Consider the following 17,889-nt stretch of genomic DNA (forward strand, 5'->3'; position numbering starts at 1 on the left):
ATATACCTCCATTCTGTATTAACTCACCGGCACAAACAACTGCACATCAAAGCAATCGGCCGTATCATCAATAGATAGTTTATAACGCTCACCGAACAACAGACGCAAACGCTTACGGATATTATCAAGACCGATACCGTGGTGCTGATCTTCGGACCTATAATAATTACTGTTGGAACAAACGAAATGAATTTCCTCTCCCACCACCTGCAAACAGACTGATACGAATGAAACATGCTGATAACTGACACCATGCTTAAAAGCATTCTCCACAAACGAAACGAACAATAGGGGCGGTACTTGTACTTCGCCCGTATCCGTAGGAAAAGACACATCTATCCGCACTTTATCCGTATAGCGGATGCGCATCAACTCTATATAATGATTGAGAAACTGCAACTCCTTGGAAAGCGATATCAAGCGGTTATTCGATTCATAAAGCACATAGCGCATTAACCGTGAAAGCTCGACAATGGTTTGTTTGGCCTTCTCCGTATCAATATCCACCAATGCATGTATATTATTGAGAGTATTCATGAAGAAGTGCGGATTTATCTGGTATTTCAGATAATCCAACTCCGTCTGAAGATTGTTATGCTCCAGTTCTTTCATAGCCTCCTGATCGCGTACTGACTTAAAAAACAGCTTAACAGCAATGTTGAAACTGAACATAAGCAAAGCTATCAGCATGCGCCCCAGAAAAGGACCACGAAACAGCGGCACAAAGAAAGGCATCTCTTCGAAAGGCGGACGCGAAAAGTCAGAATGCCGAGGATCAGGACGTTCCCCCCGTACAGACGGCATATCCGGTCCCGAAGGCTTACCAGGAGCATCATGCTCTCTCGGCCCGGAACCTTCCTTTCCCCGGTCGCGTATTCTCTGTTCTATTTGCTGCCGCTTCATGACAGGACGACTGGGAGACACCATATCCACTACCCAGAAAGTGACCGTAGATAATAATATGGCAACTACTACATACACTACCACTTTCTGCTTCAGGAAAAGGAAAGGAGCAAGCACACGATTATTCAATAAGAAAAGGAAAAAGAATGGCAGCACATTGAGCCATAAAATAAAAACTCCTTTCCATCGCATCACTTCCACCTTACCCGATAAAAGTTCGAAGAAATTGCTTACCACCGGCACCATCAGTACGATAAGCCACACAGCAATGTAGATCATCATTTCCGGCAGGTAACGTTTATAGGTAGCACGGGCAAACACTTTCTTCATGGTTTGTTTTTTAAGTTTATGTAGGAGTTAAAGGAGTTAGAAGCCGATACTTCTGAAAATCATTGGCAAGAGTATCGGCTTCTAACTCCCTTTAACTCCTAAGCGAAGCGATAACTCCTTTAACTCCTAATAAAGATCATCAGCAAATATAGCAGACTTTCGATTAACTAACAAAAGAAATAGACGAGGAGGAGCTTTTCATCGGCAAAGTTCTCATTACCAATGCCAACCACCTCCGCCACCACCGGGACCTCCGGAAGATACGTTTCCTACCGAAGTCACCATACTGCTGGGCGTAAAAGTCGCTACCTGTGAACCTGTTGTATAGATTCCACCAACAGTCAGTCCATAGAATTCAGTACCTCCGGTCACCGAACCGCCTGTATAAATCGTATAAGTGGTGCCCGATGCCAACTTCGAACTGCTGAACAACAATGTCATTTGCGAATAAGCACGGGGAATAGTGTAAGACATCACCTGATCAGTACCTTGAATACTCAAAAGCGTACCTTTACTACCCGAACCGCCATAGACAACCGTGCGTTGTGTACAAACGCTGGACGTGGGAGTACTAGTGCCGCCACCGATTCCCAAGATAGTTCCTCCTGTTATCTTAAAAGTATTCTGATCGCAGTCAAATCCTTCCTCGGGAGATGTAGTACCGATAGAGACAATCGTACCACCGGTAATAGTCAGGGTACCGTTAGAATCGACACCATCATTTCCACTGCTGTAACAATAGATATTACCACCGTTGATAACAATGCTTTTAGAAGCATTCATACAGTCATCATAAGAATAGATGCTGACGTCACCGCCATTCACCATAAGGGTACTTTTACTTTCAATCCCTTCACTTCCTTCACCACCCGGGGTCTTCACCCAGATAGTACCGGAATTGATGGTCAAATTACCGTCTGCTTTAATGCCTTTGGCGGAGGAATCCAGACGATTATAGACATACTGTTTACCAGTAGTGATAATCTTCACCGTACTATTATCGATGCTCAGAGTTCCGTCGCAATTAATACCTTTACCGGCAGCCCCCGTACTTTTGACTGAAAGAGTAGTACCATTCATCACCAGGTTACCATCACACTTGATGCCTGCGGCAGAACTCAGATCATTGTCTTCATAGACCGCAGAACCCGAAGTCAGCAGAATCAACTGCCCACCACTGAGCGTGATATCCGTTTCCGCCTTTACCGCTTTAGAGGCATCACCAGAGATGTCAGCCTTGATAAGTCCGCCCCGTATATCAATAAATCCTTTTTCACAGTCCAACCCGTCACCAGATGCTTTCACCTTCAGGATACCACCACCAATAATGATTTTATCATTCGTATGAATCCCATCTTTCACGGCAGAAGCTACGGTAATATGGCAGCCGCTACGCAAACGCACATAGTCGTCACTACAAATACCATGCTTGTAATTACCTGTCACAGTCAGTGCACCCGTACCGCTAAAAATAAGTTGTCCTTCACTAAAAAAGCATCCTTTTTCATCTTCGCCCGTTACGGTGGAGTAAGAAGAAGCATCTGCCAGATAGTTCTCCGTTTCTGTCTTCACTTCTACAAAAACACGCTTGCCGGACTGGATATTGATTGCCGCCCCGCTGTCATTAGTCAGCGAAACACCCGCAAGAGTCAGTTTAAACTTCTTATCACTGTATACCTTGAAAGAGCCGTTGGATGCCGAACCACTAAGCACATATTCCACACCTGCTACGGATGCATTTACTGTGACATGTGCTCCGTTTGTGGTTACTGTAACCCCACTCACAGAGCCTATCACCGTTGCCGAACCATTAGCATATGCTATTTGTATGGAAGAAGCGAATGATGAATTCTCTATAAAGTCATCATATTCGTCATCATTCTTATCGGTTATGATAGTTTCAGCTATTTCAACATATGAATTATCGGCTATATCTTCCCACGAAACATCAAAGTCAAGTAATGTACCCGAAGCATCCGAACTGCCTGAACTTCCACCGGGGGTCGTTCCCCCATCCGTTCCGTTCTCTCCCCAATCATCAAAAGGACTATCAGCACTACAGGCGACACACAAGCAGAAACACACTGCATAAATCCCTATTTTCTGTATTCGTTTCATTTCCATCATTTATTTATGTGACTAATAAATCATTCACTTAAAACTTAAACGTATATCCCGCACCTACTACGTGCCCGTTCGTCTCGTCATCATCTGCATGATTCTGATACCGATAGAAAAAATCGAGTGAATTCTTCTTATTGATTTTGTATCCGGTACCCAGTGTCCAGCGAGTTTTATCCAGTGCCCAACTATCGGACATGGAATGATATAATTCACAAGAAGCATAAGGTGCAAAACGAGATTTCTTAATATTCCATTCAGCCTGCAAGCGTGAACGAAGTACATTCTTACTTTTGCCGGTAATTTCCTCATCTGCTTTTTGGGAACCATCGTCTCCATCGTACTTGGAAATAAGTTGCGAAGTACGATACGTATACTGGTAACGTTCGCGCAAGGAAAATTCAAAGCGTTGCCAGTTCAACTTACCTGTCAAAGACAAGTACATACGATGACGGGGTGACCAGTAGTCAGAAACATAATTGCCTTTCTTGGTCATCTCTCCCGGACGATGGCTATAAATAAAAGTATATCCGCCATCCACCTTCAAAAAAGAAGTGATACGATAAGCCACACCCGCCCCCGCAGACCAGCGTTCAACATTATCCACACCATCACGAGTACGGAATTCACCTTCCACCGAAGCATCAAAGCCCGGGAAGATTTTCTTCTTTACCTCGGCACTGGTCCAAATGCCGAAGTCATCACTTTGGGCATATACTCCTGCAACCATTGTGCAGAGAAAAACAGCCAGTAAGATTATTTGTCTATTCATTTTCTTCATTCTCCTTCCCTCGGTATCCGCCTTAATGTATCAATTGTATTTATCTCTTCACTCTCCGGTTCATAATAAACCTTCAGTATCGCTGCATCTCGCAGGAAATCGATATGGCCCACTTCTACTTTCGTGATGCTAAGTCCCGTTCTATTTTCCAGATCCATAATCAATTCTGCCCTGCGTTGCGGGGTAATCAGTTCAATACGATCATACTGCACCAGCTTGCATGAGATATGTTTCAGCCAACGATTGCTTTCGCATAACCAGATACACAGAATAAATAATAAGTTTGTTGCCGTCAGTTCGGCATAACTCAACTGTACAGACAGAGCGTTGATGACAGAAATAGCTATAATCACAAACAGGTAGGTCATCTCACGCACAGGCATCGACTCTGTCCGGTAGCGAATTATGCCGAAGATAGCAAACAATCCAAGTGCAAACCCTATTTTCAGTTTCACACTGCCCAACAGGAATATCATCAGAAAAATGCTGATACTGATAAGCGTAAATGTGAAGAAGTAATCGCGACGACGGCTCTTCGGGTAATAAAAGAAACGAATAATGGCAACCACCACCACCATGTTGAGAACGAAGCGCAATATCAATTCCATAAATCCAGCCGCATCTATAAGCGGCGTCTCCATAAAGGCTAATTCAGCAAAATCGTTCATATACTATTTATTAATATTTATATATTTCGGGGAATTTCTGTCTTCCTCATTTTACATACTTTCGGTTTGAAGCGGTTCTGTTTCAAGTCTTCATCCGTCAGTACACAACCCATGCAATATTTACTAAAACCTGCGGGATGTACATGCAAGCGGTTTAATATATCGCGGATGGGCGATGGTGTACGCCCGTCTCGCTTTAACTCCACCACAGCAAGACGTGGCAAGGCAGCATAATTCCCGTTCACCAGATTTCGGAAGCAAATATCCGTATCAATAGTAAGCCGTTCCGTCATTGTCCGGTTGACAAGAGTAATGCGCTGAAAACGATTCTCCAACTGTGGAGACAATTGCGGCAGCTTGTACCAGGCATACAAAGACAAGAAGTCATCCACATCTTCAGCAGACAGTTCATCAAGAGCAGTGATGCGTATACGCCGCTTGTCCGTGCGACCTTTATTATTCTTATTTTTGACTTCAAGAAAAGTTAATTGGGAAGCAACATAGGTACGTACCCTGATTTTCTCACGTACCGCCCGTCCGTTTTGATGTGCCCGATACATTGCTTTGTCTACAGTATCCAGATAAACAGTATGATAGGCAATGTTCCGTTCTCCCGTCACTTCCTGTACACGATAGTCGGCGGCAGCATAATGCAAAAGCACAGTCAACGTTTCCAAGGGCAGCAGATATTTCGTATCCGTCCTGTTCATCAATCGGATACCACTCATTTCTTCCAGCGTGACAGGACCGAATATATCCAACATTTCCGCTATATCCTTCAATGTTTCTTCTGTTATCATACCTGTTTCGTTTCTGCGACAAATGTAACCGCAGGAGTGAAACAAAGAAAATAGATTCAACCAACAAGTGATTTTTAACGATAAACACAATCAAAAACAATGTAGTTTTTCTACCCTCTTTTGCTCAAAACCGTTCTGTATGTGCATTTTTTGCCCGCATTTCTTGTCAGAACGAACAGTTTGACTAATTTTGCACGCTGATAATTAGTTAACCGGATAATTTCAGTAGCTGGACACCGTGTACCTCCTACTCCTATTCCCGGCGATGACACTCCAAAGAAATACTAATACTAATAATTAATAACATGAGTTTGAAAATCGTAGTATTGGCTAAACAAGTTCCCGACACACGTAATGTTGGGAAAGATGCCATGAAAGCCGACGGAACCATTAACCGTGCGGCACTCCCCGCCATCTTCAACCCCGAAGACTTGAACGCTCTTGAGCAAGCCCTCCGACTGAAAGATGCACATCCGGGCTCTACCGTAACCATCCTGACAATGGGACCGGGACGCGCAGCCGAAGTTATTCGTGAAGGAATGTTCCGCGGTGCCGACAACGGCTATCTCTTGACCGACCGTGCTTTTGCAGGTGCAGATACCCTTGCCACTTCGTACGCTCTTGCTACTGCCATCAGGAAGATAGGCGAGTATGACATCATCATCGGCGGACGCCAGGCTATCGACGGTGACACGGCTCAAGTGGGTCCGCAAGTTGCTGAAAAGCTCGGTCTGACACAGATCACTTATGCCGAAGAAATTCTGAATGTGGAGAAAACTACCGGCCGTGTTGTCGTGAAACGTCATATTGACGGTGGTGTGGAAACTGTAGAAGGCCCTCTGCCCATCGTTATCACAGTGAACGGAAGTGCAGCTCCCTGCCGCCCACGCAACGCTAAGCTGGTACAGAAGTACAAACGTGCTCTTGGCGCACAGGAAAAAGCAGCTATCATCAAAGAAGGTGCTACCCTGCCTTATGCCGACCTCTACGAGAAGTACCCTTATCTGAACATCACCGAATGGAGTGTGGCAGACGTGAACGGTGACCTAGCGCAATGCGGTCTCAGCGGTTCGCCCACTAAAGTAAAAACCATTCAGAACATCTCTTTCCAAGCCAAAGAAAGCCGTACACTGACCGGAAGCGACCAGGATGTAGAAGATCTTATTGTTGAACTGTTAGCTAACCACACCATCGGATAAAAGTTATGAATAACGTATTTGTATATTGTGAGCTTGAAGGCACCATAGTTGCCGAAGTAAGTCTCGAACTCCTTACCAAAGGACGCAAGTTAGCTAACCAACTAGGCTGCCAACTGGAAGCCGTTGTTGCCGGTACTAACCTTGCAGGCATCGAAAAACAAGTATTGCCCTTCGGCGTTGACCGTCTTCACGTCTTCGACGCTCCGGGCTTGTTCCCTTATACTTCACTGCCTCACTCTTCCGTACTTATCAATCTGTTCAAGGAAGAAAAACCGCAGATCTGTCTGATGGGCGCCACTGTTATCGGTCGTGACCTCGGTCCGCGCGTTTCTTCTGCACTGACCAGCGGCCTCACTGCTGACTGTACTTCACTGGAAATCGGTGAACACGAAGATAAAAAAGCAGGTGTGGTATATGAAAACCTGTTATATCAGATCCGTCCCGCATTCGGTGGTAATATCGTGGCAACCATCGTCAACCCCGAACATCGCCCACAAATGGCAACCGTTCGCGAAGGCGTAATGAAGAAAGAGATTCTTAACGATAAGTATCAAGGCGAAGTTATCAACCATGACGTTGCCAAATACGTGCCTACTACGGACTATGTAGTGAAGGTTATCGACCGCCACGTGGAGAAAGCAAAACACAACCTGAAAGGCGCTCCGATTGTCGTAGCTGGTGGTTACGGTATGGGTAGCCGCGAAGGTTTCAATATGCTGTTTGAACTGGCCAAGGAACTGCACGCGGAAGTAGGCGGTAGCCGCGCAGCCGTCGATGCAGGTTTCTGCGACCATGATCGTCAGATCGGCCAGACTGGTATTACGGTACGTCCGAAGCTCTATATCGCCTGCGGTATCTCCGGACAAATCCAGCACATTGCCGGTATGCAGGAAAGTGGTATTATCATCTCTGTAAATAATGACGAGAATGCTCCTATCAATACCATTGCCGATTATGTAATTAACGGTACGGTAGAAGAAGTCATTCCTAAGATGATCAAATACTATAAACAAAACAGTAAGTAAATTTACAAGCGAAATGAAGGGAATCGTCATTGCTTTATGCTTATTCTGCCTATGCGGAATACTGAATGCCCAAAGCAAATCTCCGAAAGATGGCAAACACGTCTATTCATATGCCAATGGACAGGATAGCGTAGTTTGCTTCTACAAAAACGGAAGACCGATAGGACAACGAACGGAATACTATCTGGACGGACAACTGCGCTTAACCTTTACATATAAGGCAGGACACATACAGAGCTTAAAACAATATTATGAGAACGGAGCCTTAAAGCGGGAAGAGGTCTTGGATAAATATTCTACCCCCGCAGGGCATCTGTATGATATTGATGGAAAAGAACTGGACTTCATTCCATACATGGAACTGCCCCAGTTTCCCGGAGGAAACACGGAACTCATGAAGCTGATAGCTCAATACACCAAGTATCCTCCACAGGCCGTAAAAGAGAAGAAGCAAGGATTGGTCATCATAAAATGTTCTATAGACAAAGAGGGCAATCCCAAGCATGCAGAAATTGTAAAGAGCGTTTCTCCGGAACTGGACAAAGAAGCTATGCGAGTAGTAGGGTTCCTGACAATGACTTACAAGTTTACTCCCGGGAAAATAGAAGGACAACCGGTTAATATGAACTTCAGCATTCCCGTAAATTTTCGTTTATAATAAAAAACAATTGAAACAATATGGCTAATTTTTATACCGAAGTTCCTGAATTGAAGTTCCAGCTGAACAACCCAATGATGGAACGTATCTGCGAGCTGAAAGAGCGCGGATACGAAGATAAAGACAAGTTCGATTATGCTCCGCAAGACTATACGGACGCAATGGACTCTTATGACAAGGTACTCGAAATCACCGGAGAAATCACCGAAGAGATTATCAACCCGAACGCCGAAGGGGTGGACGAAGAAGGTCCTCACTGTGCCAACGGCCGCGTGGAATATGCAAGCGGTACGCGCCAGAACCTCGACGCAATGGTAAAGGCCGGCCTGAACGGTATGACCATGCCGCGTCGCTTTGGTGGACTGAACTTCCCCATCACTCCGTATACCATGTGTGCTGAGATTGTTGCTGCCGCCGATGCCGGTTTCGGTAACATCTGGTCATTGCAGGACTGTATCGAAACGCTGTACGAATTCGGTAACGAAGATCAGCACAGCCGTTTCATCCCCCGCATCTGCGCCGGAGAAACCATGTCTATGGACTTGACCGAGCCCGATGCAGGTTCCGACTTGCAGAGTGTAATGTTGAAAGCTACTTTCGACGAAAAAGAAAGTTGCTGGCGTCTGAATGGTGTGAAGCGTTTCATCACGAATGGTGATGCAGACTTACACCTCGTGCTGGCCCGTTCGGAAGAAGGAACCAGAGATGGTCGTGGACTTTCCATGTTTATCTATGATAAGCGTGAAGGTGGCGTAGATGTACGCCGTATCGAAAATAAATTAGGTATTCACGGTTCTCCAACTTGTGAACTTGTTTATAAGAATGCAAAGGCTGAACTTTGCGGTGATCGTAAACTCGGTTTGATCAAGTATGTAATGGCATTGATGAACGGTGCACGTTTGGGTATTGCCGCACAGTCGGTAGGTCTGTCACAAGCTGCCTACAACGAAGGTTTGGCTTATGCGAAAGATCGTAAACAGTTCAATAAAGCTATTATTGAATTCCCGGCAGTATATGACATGCTAGCTATCATGAAAGCAAAACTGGATGCCGGACGTGCTCTGTTATACCAAACGTCTCGTTACGTAGATGTTTATAAAGCTTTGGATGATATTTCCCGCGAACGTAAGCTGACTCCGGAAGAACGTCAGGAACAGAAGAAGTATTCTAAGCTTGCTGATGCTTTCACTCCGCTGGCTAAAGGTATGAACTCAGAATATGCAAACCAGAATGCCTATGATTGTATCCAGATTCATGGTGGTTCCGGTTTCATGTTGGAATATGCTTGCCAACGTATTTATCGTGATGCACGTATCACCAGCATCTATGAAGGTACTACTCAATTACAGACCGTAGCTGCTATCCGTTATGTAACAAACGGTTCGTATGCTGCTACTCTCCGTGATTATGAAGCAATTCCTTGCAGCGAAGAAATGCAACCGTTGATGGATCGACTGAAAGAGATGACGAACAAGTTTGAGGCTGTCACCAATGCAACGAAAGAAGCTGCAAATCAAGAGTTACTGGACTTCGTAGCCCGTCGTCTTTACGAAATGGCTGCTGTATGCGTAATGTCTCATCTTCTCATTCAGGATGCAACCAAAGCACCTGAGTTGTTCGCAAAATCAGCTGTTGTTTATCTGAACTATGCTGAAGCTGAAGTAGAAAAACACTTCAACTTTATCCGCAAGTTCAAGGCTGAGGAGCTGGAAAGCTATCGCAAGTAATTAACCGATTACTATATTCAAAGAAGGCTGTCTCAATGAGACAGCCTTCTTTGTCATAAATAGCACCTTTACCGGAACAACCTCAACTGACTGCGCAGCTCATGAAGTTCATTCTGCATCTCCTCCATACGCTGTAACAGGTGATGGATAGCATCAATCCCTTCAATATTGATGGACAAGTCATAATACATGCGGCTGTAACGTTCTATGTCCGGTAATTGAGTAAACGTCAGATAGCGTTCCCCACCTTCGGTCATTACTTCTATCAGGCCACCTTCCTGTAATAAGTCGATAAACGACGGCTCAATGTGGCACTTGCGACAATACTCGCTGACTATGATTAATTCATTCTGCATAGTGATACCTCCTTTTAGTTCATACTTTGAAGTTTACGAAACAACTCTTTCTGCTCTTCCGTCAAGTTCGTCGGCAGTTTCACGGAATAAGTCACAATGAGGTCACCGAACTGTCCTTCTTTCTTATATACAGGGAATCCCTTGCCTTTCAAACGGGCCTTCGTACCGTTCTGTGTTTCGGGTTTCACTTTCAGTTTTACCTTTCCATCCAAAGTATCTACCAGCTGGTCTCCACCCAGGATAGCGGTATAAAGATCAATGGGAACATCTACATACAAGTCATCTCCCAAACGTTTGAATACCGGATCATCCGCAATCACAAACGTTATGTACAAGTCTCCGGCAGGTCCACCATTCACACCTTCGCCACCGTAACCTTTCAATTTAATGACTTGCCCGTTTGCCACGCCGGCAGGAATGGTAATACGTACATTCTTCCCGTTTACCGTCAGTACCTGTTTGTGAGTCTGCGCCGCATCGCGAAGTGACAGATTCAAATCTGCATGGTAATCCTGCCCACGGAAGCCTGCATTAGCACCTCCACGCCCCCGGTTTCCGAACATAGATTCAAAGAAATCGGAGAAGCCGCCATCATGACCGGAAAATTCCTGTCCATCGGATGAATACCAGTAAGAGCTACCATCCGTACCATATCCTGCACCCGATCCGCCGCCTCCAAAGCCACCAAAGCCACCGGCACCCGCCTCCTGACGGGCACGCTTTTGTGCCTCAAATTCATCGGCATGTTTCCAGTGCTCACCATACTCATCGTATTTTTTACGCTTTTCAGGATCACTCAGCACTTCATTTGCTTCATTAATCGCCTGAAATTTATCCTTAGCAGTAGAGTCATTCGGATTTAAGTCAGGATGATATTTACGTGCCAACTTACGGAACGCCTTTTTTATATCATTCTGACTTGCCGTTTTGTCCACCCCAAGGACTTGATAATAATCTATATAAGCCATAGTCTATTAATTTTGTTATTCTTATATACCCTATCACAAATAACGCACCAATCAGGTGTTTTGAATACTAAAATACGTAAACGAAAATTAAAAAGAAGTATTAAAAACAATAATACAAAGATAATCAACATATTAACCAGCAGCAACAGCTTTTACCGATGCTACTCAAATTTTAAAATAATGTAAATGACACATAACATCAATTAATTATTCATACTAAAACTTCCTAAAATAAATAGAAAACGCTTTATTTGCATGTGAGTAAGGCAGTCACAGAAAACAATTTTCCCCCAACCTTAATATATTGACTTATTATGAAAAGTAACCATTGGCTACTTACGGTAGCACTCACTTTCATCGTCCTGCAAGTAAAAGCGGATTCATGGATACGTATTAACCAACTTGGCTACTTGCCGCAATCTGTAAAAGTGGCAGTATTTATGAGTGAAGAACCAGCTGACATACAAGAGTATGCACTGATAGACGCCTTCACAGAACAAACCGTCCGAACTTTCAATTCGACCAAAGCAACCGGAAAAATGGGACTCATGAAGAGTACCTATCGTCTGGACTTCAGTGATTTTAACCAGCCGGGAACTTATTATCTGAAAGCGGGCAAAGCGGTCTCACCTCGTTTTCCCATCAACAATCATGTGTACAATGGGACTGCTGACTTCTTGCTGAACTACATGCGTCAGCAACGTTGCGGCTATAATCCCTTTTTGAAAGACAGTTGCCATGTGCACGACGGCTACATCCTATACCATCCCACCAAGACCGGACAACACATTGATGTTCGAGGCGGTTGGCACGATGCAACTGATTATTTGCAATATACCACAACTTCCGCCAATGCCATTTATCAGATGATGTTTGCCTATCAGGAAAATCCAAACTCATTCGGTGATTTCTATGATGCTGCCGGGCTCCCCGGCGCTAACGGCATTCCCGACATTGTGGACGAAATCAAATGGGGACTGGACTGGCTGAATCGTATGAACCCCGCTCCCGGTGAACTATATAATCAGATTGCCGACGACCGCGACCATGCCGGTATGCGCCTGCCCAATAAAGATGAGGTAGATTATGGTTACGGTCCGGGTAAAGGACGCCCCGTTTACTTCTGTAGTGGCGAACCTCAGGTACGCGGTCAATTTATGAATGCTACCACAGGCGTGGCAAGCACAGCAGGTAAGTTTGCTTCCTGTTTCGCTCTTGGTGCCCGCCTATTAAAAGACTTCTATCCGGAATTTGCTGCGGAGATTGGTACAAAAGCGGACGCAGCTTATCAGGAAGGTGTAAAGAAACCGGGTGCTTGTCAGACAGCCTCCGTCAAGTCTCCTTATATTTATGAAGAAGACAATTGGGTAGATGATATGGAACTGGGCGCTATGGAACTTTTCAAAAGTACTGGAGATTTTAAATACCTGGAGCAAGCCGTTGAGTACGGACGTCGCGAACCTGTTACTCCATGGATGGGTGCTGATAGTGCCCGCCACTACCAATGGTATCCATTCATGAATATGGGACATTATCATCTGGCAAAAGTACATAACGAGCGCCTTAGCAAAGAATTTATCCGGAATATGCATGCCGGCATAGCACGCACCTATGAGAAAGCCGTTGAAAGTCCTTTCATGCACGGCATTCCTTACACCTGGTGTTCCAATAACCTGACAACTGCCATGCTGACACAATGCCGTCTGTATCGTGAAGCAACAGGTGACGAAACTTATAAAGAAATGGAAGCCGGCATGCTTGACTGGCTGTTCGGTTGCAATCCCTGGGGAACCAGCATGATTGTAGAACTCCCTCTATATGGAGATTACCCTTCTCAACCGCACTCTTCATTACTCAACGCAGGTGTAGGAAATACTACAGGCGGCCTTGTAGACGGCCCTGTATACCGCACTATTTTTGAAAGCCTCCGCGGAGTAAACATGACAGGTATTCCCGGTACTCCCGGACAGGATTATGAACGTTTCCAGCCTGACCTGATGGTATATCATGATGCCATTCATGACTACTCCACGAACGAACCGACCATGGACGGAACAGCTTGTCTCACTTATTATCTCTCCGCCATGCAGAAAGAAGGTATGAAGCAGGCGGACATTCAGAGTGATAAGAATGTATATGTAAATGACGGTATCATCCGCACTGATCCAACAAAGAAACAAATAACGCTTGTCTTTACTGCCGCCGATAAAGCAGACGGTGCTGATGCTATTATCAGTACACTGAAGAAACATGGCATCAAAGGCGGTTTCTTCTTCACCGGTGAATTTTATGAGCTTTATCCCGATGTAGTGAAACGACTGCGTGCAGAAGGCCATCTGGTAGGTAGCCACAGCTATGGACACTTATTGTATATGCCATGGGAAAACCGTGATTCATTATTGGTGACACGCGAGCAATTTGAGCAGGATATGCTGAAGAGTTACGAAGTTATGCGCAAAGCAGGTATCGAATACAAAGATGCTCCGGTATATATTCCGCCTTACGAATATTATAATAAAGAAATTGCCGCATGGGCAAAGAATATGGGTATACAACTTATCAACTATACACCCGGCACGATGAGCAATGCGGACTATACCACTCCGGACATGGGTGCCAAATACCGTAGCAGTAAGTTCATCTATGACAAAATCATGGAGGTAGAGAAAAAAGAAGGATTGAACGGGCACCTGATGTTGATACACTTCGGTACAGACGACCGCCGTACAGATAAGTTCTACAATGGTTATCTGGACAAAATGATTAAAACGCTGAAACGGAAAGGTTATACTTTCGTACCTGTCCTTGAAGCAACAGGAATATAGTTCATACCCATAGTTATTATAAAAAGGTTAGTTAAAGGTTATCATGCAAAGGTATTTAAGGTAATATTCAATCGGTTTGTTTTCAGTAGACTTTTTCCCACCCCCAAGGGAAAAAGTTGCAAACCAAAGCTCCATGCCTGCGAAGGTCCGGAGCTTTTTCTATTGTCAGATTTAAATAAATGCGTGATAACGAAGAATCAGAGACTATCCTTCACTGCCTGCAACAAAGACTGAATATCTTCTTCTGTCGTATCAAAAGAGGTCACAAAACGAATTTCATTTTCAGCTTCATTCCAGAAATAAAAGAAATAAGACTTCATCAATCTATCAATAACCGGACGAGGCATAGTCAAGAACAACTGATTACTCTCCATCTTTTGTGTGAATTGTACATCCGGCAATGTTTGCAACCCTTCATATAGTTTCCGTGCCATTGCATTGGCATGTGCAGCATTCTTTTTCCACAAATCATCCGTAAGATACGCTGTGAACTGACAAGAAAGGTAACGCAATTTAGAAGCTAACTGAGCCGACTGTTTCCGTACATAGAGCGCTTCCTTTTTCAGGTCCGGATTGAAGATTATTACACTTTCACCTAACATCAATCCATTCTTCGTTCCACCGAAACTAAGAATATCAATGCCACAATCCACTGTCAGTTCCTTGAAGCTGAGATTCAACGCAACACAAGCATTCGCTAAACGTGCCCCATCCATATGCACATACATACCATATTCATGCGCCAGGGTAGTCAGCGCTTTTAATTCTTCCGGAGTATAGACAGTACCTAATTCCGAACATTGAGAAATATAAATAGCACCCGGTTGAGAATGGTGCTGTTCTCCGAAGTTCTTCAGATAAGGACGTATCAACTCCGGCGTCAGTTTACCATCCGGCGTTGCAATAGGACGTATCTGGCATCCTGTCATACGGGCAGGTGCACCACATTCATCTACATAAATATGTGCAGTCTCCGCACAAAGAATTAAATTATAAGGACGGGTAGCCAACTGCAAAGCTACTGCATTACTTCCTGTTCCATTGAAGACAAACAGTGGCTCACAATCAGGCGAAAATGTCTCTTTGATTTTGCGAACGGCTTCTTTAGTCCAAGGATCGTCACCGTAGCCAACTGCGTGATTTTGGTTTGCCCGGTTCAGCGCCTCCATCACCAATGGATGTACACCGGAATTGTTGTCTGAAGCAAAACTTCTCATAGTTATATTGATTTTATCGATAAATAGTTATAGCGTATAAATAATCCTTTAGCTCTAAAAAATATGCAAAGGAACGAAATAATTCGTTAGTAGAAAAAAAAGAAGCGTGGATTTTACAATCCACGCTTTCGTTTAGGTTTTCAATCGGTTTTTTCGTTCTTACCCGATATAAACATTCACGCCCAAAAAAATGTAGAGTTCTCCGTCCTCCTGGTGCAATACAATCTTGTCTTCACAAGCTAACCATCCCAGGGCCGCTCCCAGTTCTTTGTCCTTCAGCCCGGACTTTCTCTTCAAAGTCCCATAGTCCCACTTGGCATAATTGCTAAGCAACCTCCAAATTTTGCCTGCGTTCAGGCCGATGTCGCTTTTGTTCATCTCTTTTCGTCATTAAAAAGGTTAAATAATTGATTGGTGATTTGTTTAGGTTATCCTATTATCAGCCTAAAGGTATCACTTTTTATTTATAAAACATAAAAAACGAACAAAAGATATTCTTTTTAATCAAAATTGTAACAGTTTCGTAATAATATACAGGTAATATAAGAAAAAACAGGCCAAAAAAGAGAAAAAAAGACCACAGCGCCTTCAGAGAGATGCTGTGGTCATTTATTATAATTATAAATTCAGGGAAAAACGGGTATTACATCATACCACCCATACCGCCCATGCCAGGAGCACCCATTGGCATTTCAGGTTTGTCTTCCTTCTTCTCAACGATTACACATTCAGTAGTCAGGAACATACCTGCAATAGAGGCAGCGTTTTCCAAAGCTACGCGAGCTACTTTTGCAGGATCAACTACACCGGCAGCATGCAGATTTTCATATACATCAGTACGAGCATTGTAACCGAAGTCACCTTTACCTTCGCGTACTTTCTGTACAACTACAGCACCTTCTTTACCTGCATTGGCAACGATCTGACGCAACGGCTCTTCAATAGCACGTTTAATAATGTCAACACCTGTAGTCTCATCAATGTTATCACCTTTGAAACCTTCCAATGCATCGAGTGCACGGATGTAAGCTACACCACCACCCGGTACGATACCTTCTTCAATAGCAGCACGTGTTGCACGCAAAGCATCGTCTACACGATCCTTCTTTTCCTTCATTTCAACTTCAGAAGCAGCACCTACGTAAAGAACAGCAACACCACCAGACAATTTAGCCAGACGTTCTTGCAATTTTTCTTTGTCATAATCAGATTTAGTAGCAGCAATCTGAGCTTTGATCTGTTCGCAACGTTCCTTGATATTTTGTTTGTCACCAGCACCGTTCACGATGGTAGTGTTATCTTTAGAAACTGTGATCTTATCAGCAGTACCCAACATTTCGATGGTAGCTTGTTCCAGCTTCAGACCCTTTTCCTCGCTGATCACTACACCACCAGTCAATACGGCGATATCTTCCAGCATTTCTTTACGACGGTCACCGAATCCCGGAGCTTTCACAGCACAAATCTTCAACTGAGAACGCAGACGGTTTACAACCAACGTAGTCAAAGCTTCACTGTCCACATCTTCTGCGATTACCAACAGAGGACGTCCGGTTTGTACAGCAGGTTCCAGAATAGGCAAGAAGTCTTTCAGGTTAGAAATCTTCTTGTCGTAGATCAGGATGTATGGTTTTTCCATTTCGCACTCCATCTTCTCCGTATTAGTAACGAAGTAAGCGGAAAGATAACCACGATCGAACTGCATACCTTCTACCACACCAATAGTAGTATCAGTACCCTTAGCTTCTTCGATAGTAATTACACCGTCTTTAGAAACCTTACGCATAGCATCAGCGATCAACTTACCAATAACCGGATCATTGTTGGCAGATACAGAAGCAACCTGTTCAATCTTATCGTAGTTGTCACCTACTTTTTCAGCTTGTGACTTAATTGAGTCAACCACTTTGGCAACAGCCTTGTCAATACCACGTTTGATATCCATAGGACTTGCACCGGCAGTTACGTTCTTCAAACCTTCAGCAACAATAGCCTGTGCCAATACAGTAGCAGTAGTTGTACCGTCACCGGCATCGTCACCAGTTTTGGAAGCTACTTCTTTCACCAACTGCGCACCCGTATTCTGGTATGCATCAGACAGTTCCACTTCCTTAGCTACAGTTACACCGTCTTTCGTGATGTGAGGAGCACCGAATTTCTTTTCGATAATCACATTACGACCTTTAGGGCCGAGAGTTACTTTCACTGCATTTGCCAGTGTATCGATACCTTTTTTCAATTGGTCGCGGGCATCGATATTGAATAATATTTCTTTTGCCATAATGATATTTACAATTTAAATATTTTATAA

General features: G+C 44.2%; 15 protein-coding genes. 5 read left to right on the forward strand and 10 right to left on the reverse strand.

What is annotated here, in order from left to right; all coding sequences use genetic code 11:
* Nucleotides 1-18 precede the first annotated feature (18 nt).
* The 5 genes from BN161_RS04360 to BN161_RS04380 all read right to left on the reverse strand — a co-directional run bounded on the left by BN161_RS04360 (nt 19) and on the right by BN161_RS04380 (nt 5,603).
* Nucleotides 19-1,233 carry a sensor histidine kinase gene (locus BN161_RS04360; RefSeq protein WP_044263395.1) on the reverse strand — a complete coding sequence of 405 codons (1,215 nt, stop codon included), beginning with the start codon at nt 1,231-1,233 and terminating at the stop codon, nt 19-21.
* 216 nt (nt 1,234-1,449) lie between these two features.
* Complete coding sequence (locus BN161_RS04365; RefSeq protein ID WP_044263440.1) at nt 1,450-3,351, reverse strand: carbohydrate-binding domain-containing protein; 1,902 nt, start codon at nt 3,349-3,351, stop codon at nt 1,450-1,452.
* Between the two features lie 37 nt (nt 3,352-3,388).
* Complete coding sequence (locus tag BN161_RS04370; RefSeq protein ID WP_044263396.1) at nt 3,389-4,135, reverse strand: DUF2490 domain-containing protein; 747 nt, start codon at nt 4,133-4,135, stop codon at nt 3,389-3,391.
* Nucleotides 4,132-4,803 (reverse strand): DUF4956 domain-containing protein, encoded by a 672-nt coding sequence (locus BN161_RS04375; protein WP_007217367.1) that lies wholly within the window; start codon nt 4,801-4,803, stop codon nt 4,132-4,134. The genes BN161_RS04370 and BN161_RS04375 overlap by 4 nt, the downstream gene beginning before the upstream one ends.
* A 17-nt stretch (nt 4,804-4,820) precedes the next feature.
* Nucleotides 4,821-5,603, reverse strand: a complete 783-nt coding sequence (locus tag BN161_RS04380; protein ID WP_044263397.1) for a polyphosphate polymerase domain-containing protein — start codon at nt 5,601-5,603, stop codon at nt 4,821-4,823.
* Between the two features lie 305 nt (nt 5,604-5,908).
* On the opposite strand from BN161_RS04380, the gene BN161_RS04385 reads away from it, so the two are divergent.
* The 4 genes from BN161_RS04385 to BN161_RS04400 are packed head-to-tail and all read left to right on the forward strand — an operon-like array spanning nt 5,909 to nt 10,212.
* Nucleotides 5,909-6,802 (forward strand): electron transfer flavoprotein subunit beta/FixA family protein, encoded by an 894-nt coding sequence (locus BN161_RS04385; protein ID WP_044263398.1) that lies wholly within the window; start codon nt 5,909-5,911, stop codon nt 6,800-6,802.
* Nucleotides 6,803-6,807: 5 nt separating this feature from the next.
* On the forward strand, nt 6,808-7,827 hold the full coding sequence (locus BN161_RS04390; protein WP_044263399.1) for an electron transfer flavoprotein subunit alpha/FixB family protein: 1,020 nt from the start codon (nt 6,808-6,810) through the stop codon (nt 7,825-7,827).
* Nucleotides 7,828-7,840: 13 nt separating this feature from the next.
* Nucleotides 7,841-8,485 carry an energy transducer TonB gene (locus BN161_RS27970; RefSeq protein ID WP_052356176.1) on the forward strand — a complete coding sequence of 215 codons (645 nt, stop codon included), beginning with the start codon at nt 7,841-7,843 and terminating at the stop codon, nt 8,483-8,485.
* Between the two features lie 20 nt (nt 8,486-8,505).
* The gene (locus BN161_RS04400; RefSeq protein ID WP_044263400.1) at nt 8,506-10,212 is read left to right on the forward strand and encodes an acyl-CoA dehydrogenase family protein; all 1,707 of its coding nucleotides are present in this window, start codon (nt 8,506-8,508) and stop codon (nt 10,210-10,212) included.
* Nucleotides 10,213-10,280: 68 nt separating this feature from the next.
* Here BN161_RS04400 and BN161_RS04405 read toward each other — a convergent pair whose 3' ends face one another.
* Together BN161_RS04405 and BN161_RS04410 are read right to left on the reverse strand one after the other, a co-directional pair.
* Nucleotides 10,281-10,568 (reverse strand): chaperone modulator CbpM, encoded by a 288-nt coding sequence (locus BN161_RS04405; protein WP_007664488.1) that lies wholly within the window; start codon nt 10,566-10,568, stop codon nt 10,281-10,283.
* 14 nt (nt 10,569-10,582) lie between these two features.
* On the reverse strand, nt 10,583-11,536 hold the full coding sequence (locus BN161_RS04410; RefSeq protein WP_044263401.1) for a DnaJ C-terminal domain-containing protein: 954 nt from the start codon (nt 11,534-11,536) through the stop codon (nt 10,583-10,585).
* Nucleotides 11,537-11,850: 314 nt separating this feature from the next.
* On the opposite strand from BN161_RS04410, the gene BN161_RS04415 reads away from it, so the two are divergent.
* Entirely contained in the window at nt 11,851-14,361 is a 2,511-nt protein-coding gene (locus tag BN161_RS04415) for a glycoside hydrolase family 9 protein (RefSeq protein WP_044263402.1), read from the forward strand.
* Between the two features lie 197 nt (nt 14,362-14,558).
* On the opposite strand, the gene BN161_RS04420 is transcribed toward BN161_RS04415, so the two are convergent.
* The 3 genes from BN161_RS04420 to groL form a co-directional block, all read right to left on the reverse strand.
* A complete protein-coding gene (locus BN161_RS04420) occupies nt 14,559-15,578 on the reverse strand; it encodes a threonine aldolase family protein (protein WP_044263403.1) in 1,020 nt (339 codons plus the stop codon).
* A 159-nt stretch (nt 15,579-15,737) separates the two neighbouring features.
* Nucleotides 15,738-15,956 (reverse strand): winged helix-turn-helix domain-containing protein, encoded by a 219-nt coding sequence (locus tag BN161_RS04425; RefSeq protein ID WP_007214862.1) that lies wholly within the window; start codon nt 15,954-15,956, stop codon nt 15,738-15,740.
* A 265-nt stretch (nt 15,957-16,221) separates the two neighbouring features.
* Nucleotides 16,222-17,859 carry a chaperonin GroEL gene (gene groL / locus BN161_RS04430; protein WP_007217362.1) on the reverse strand — a complete coding sequence of 546 codons (1,638 nt, stop codon included), beginning with the start codon at nt 17,857-17,859 and terminating at the stop codon, nt 16,222-16,224.
* Nucleotides 17,860-17,889: the final 30 nt, after the last annotated feature.

It is taken from the genome of Bacteroides timonensis (assembly GCF_000513195.1).
In the GTDB taxonomy this organism is placed as follows: domain Bacteria; phylum Bacteroidota; class Bacteroidia; order Bacteroidales; family Bacteroidaceae; genus Bacteroides; species Bacteroides timonensis.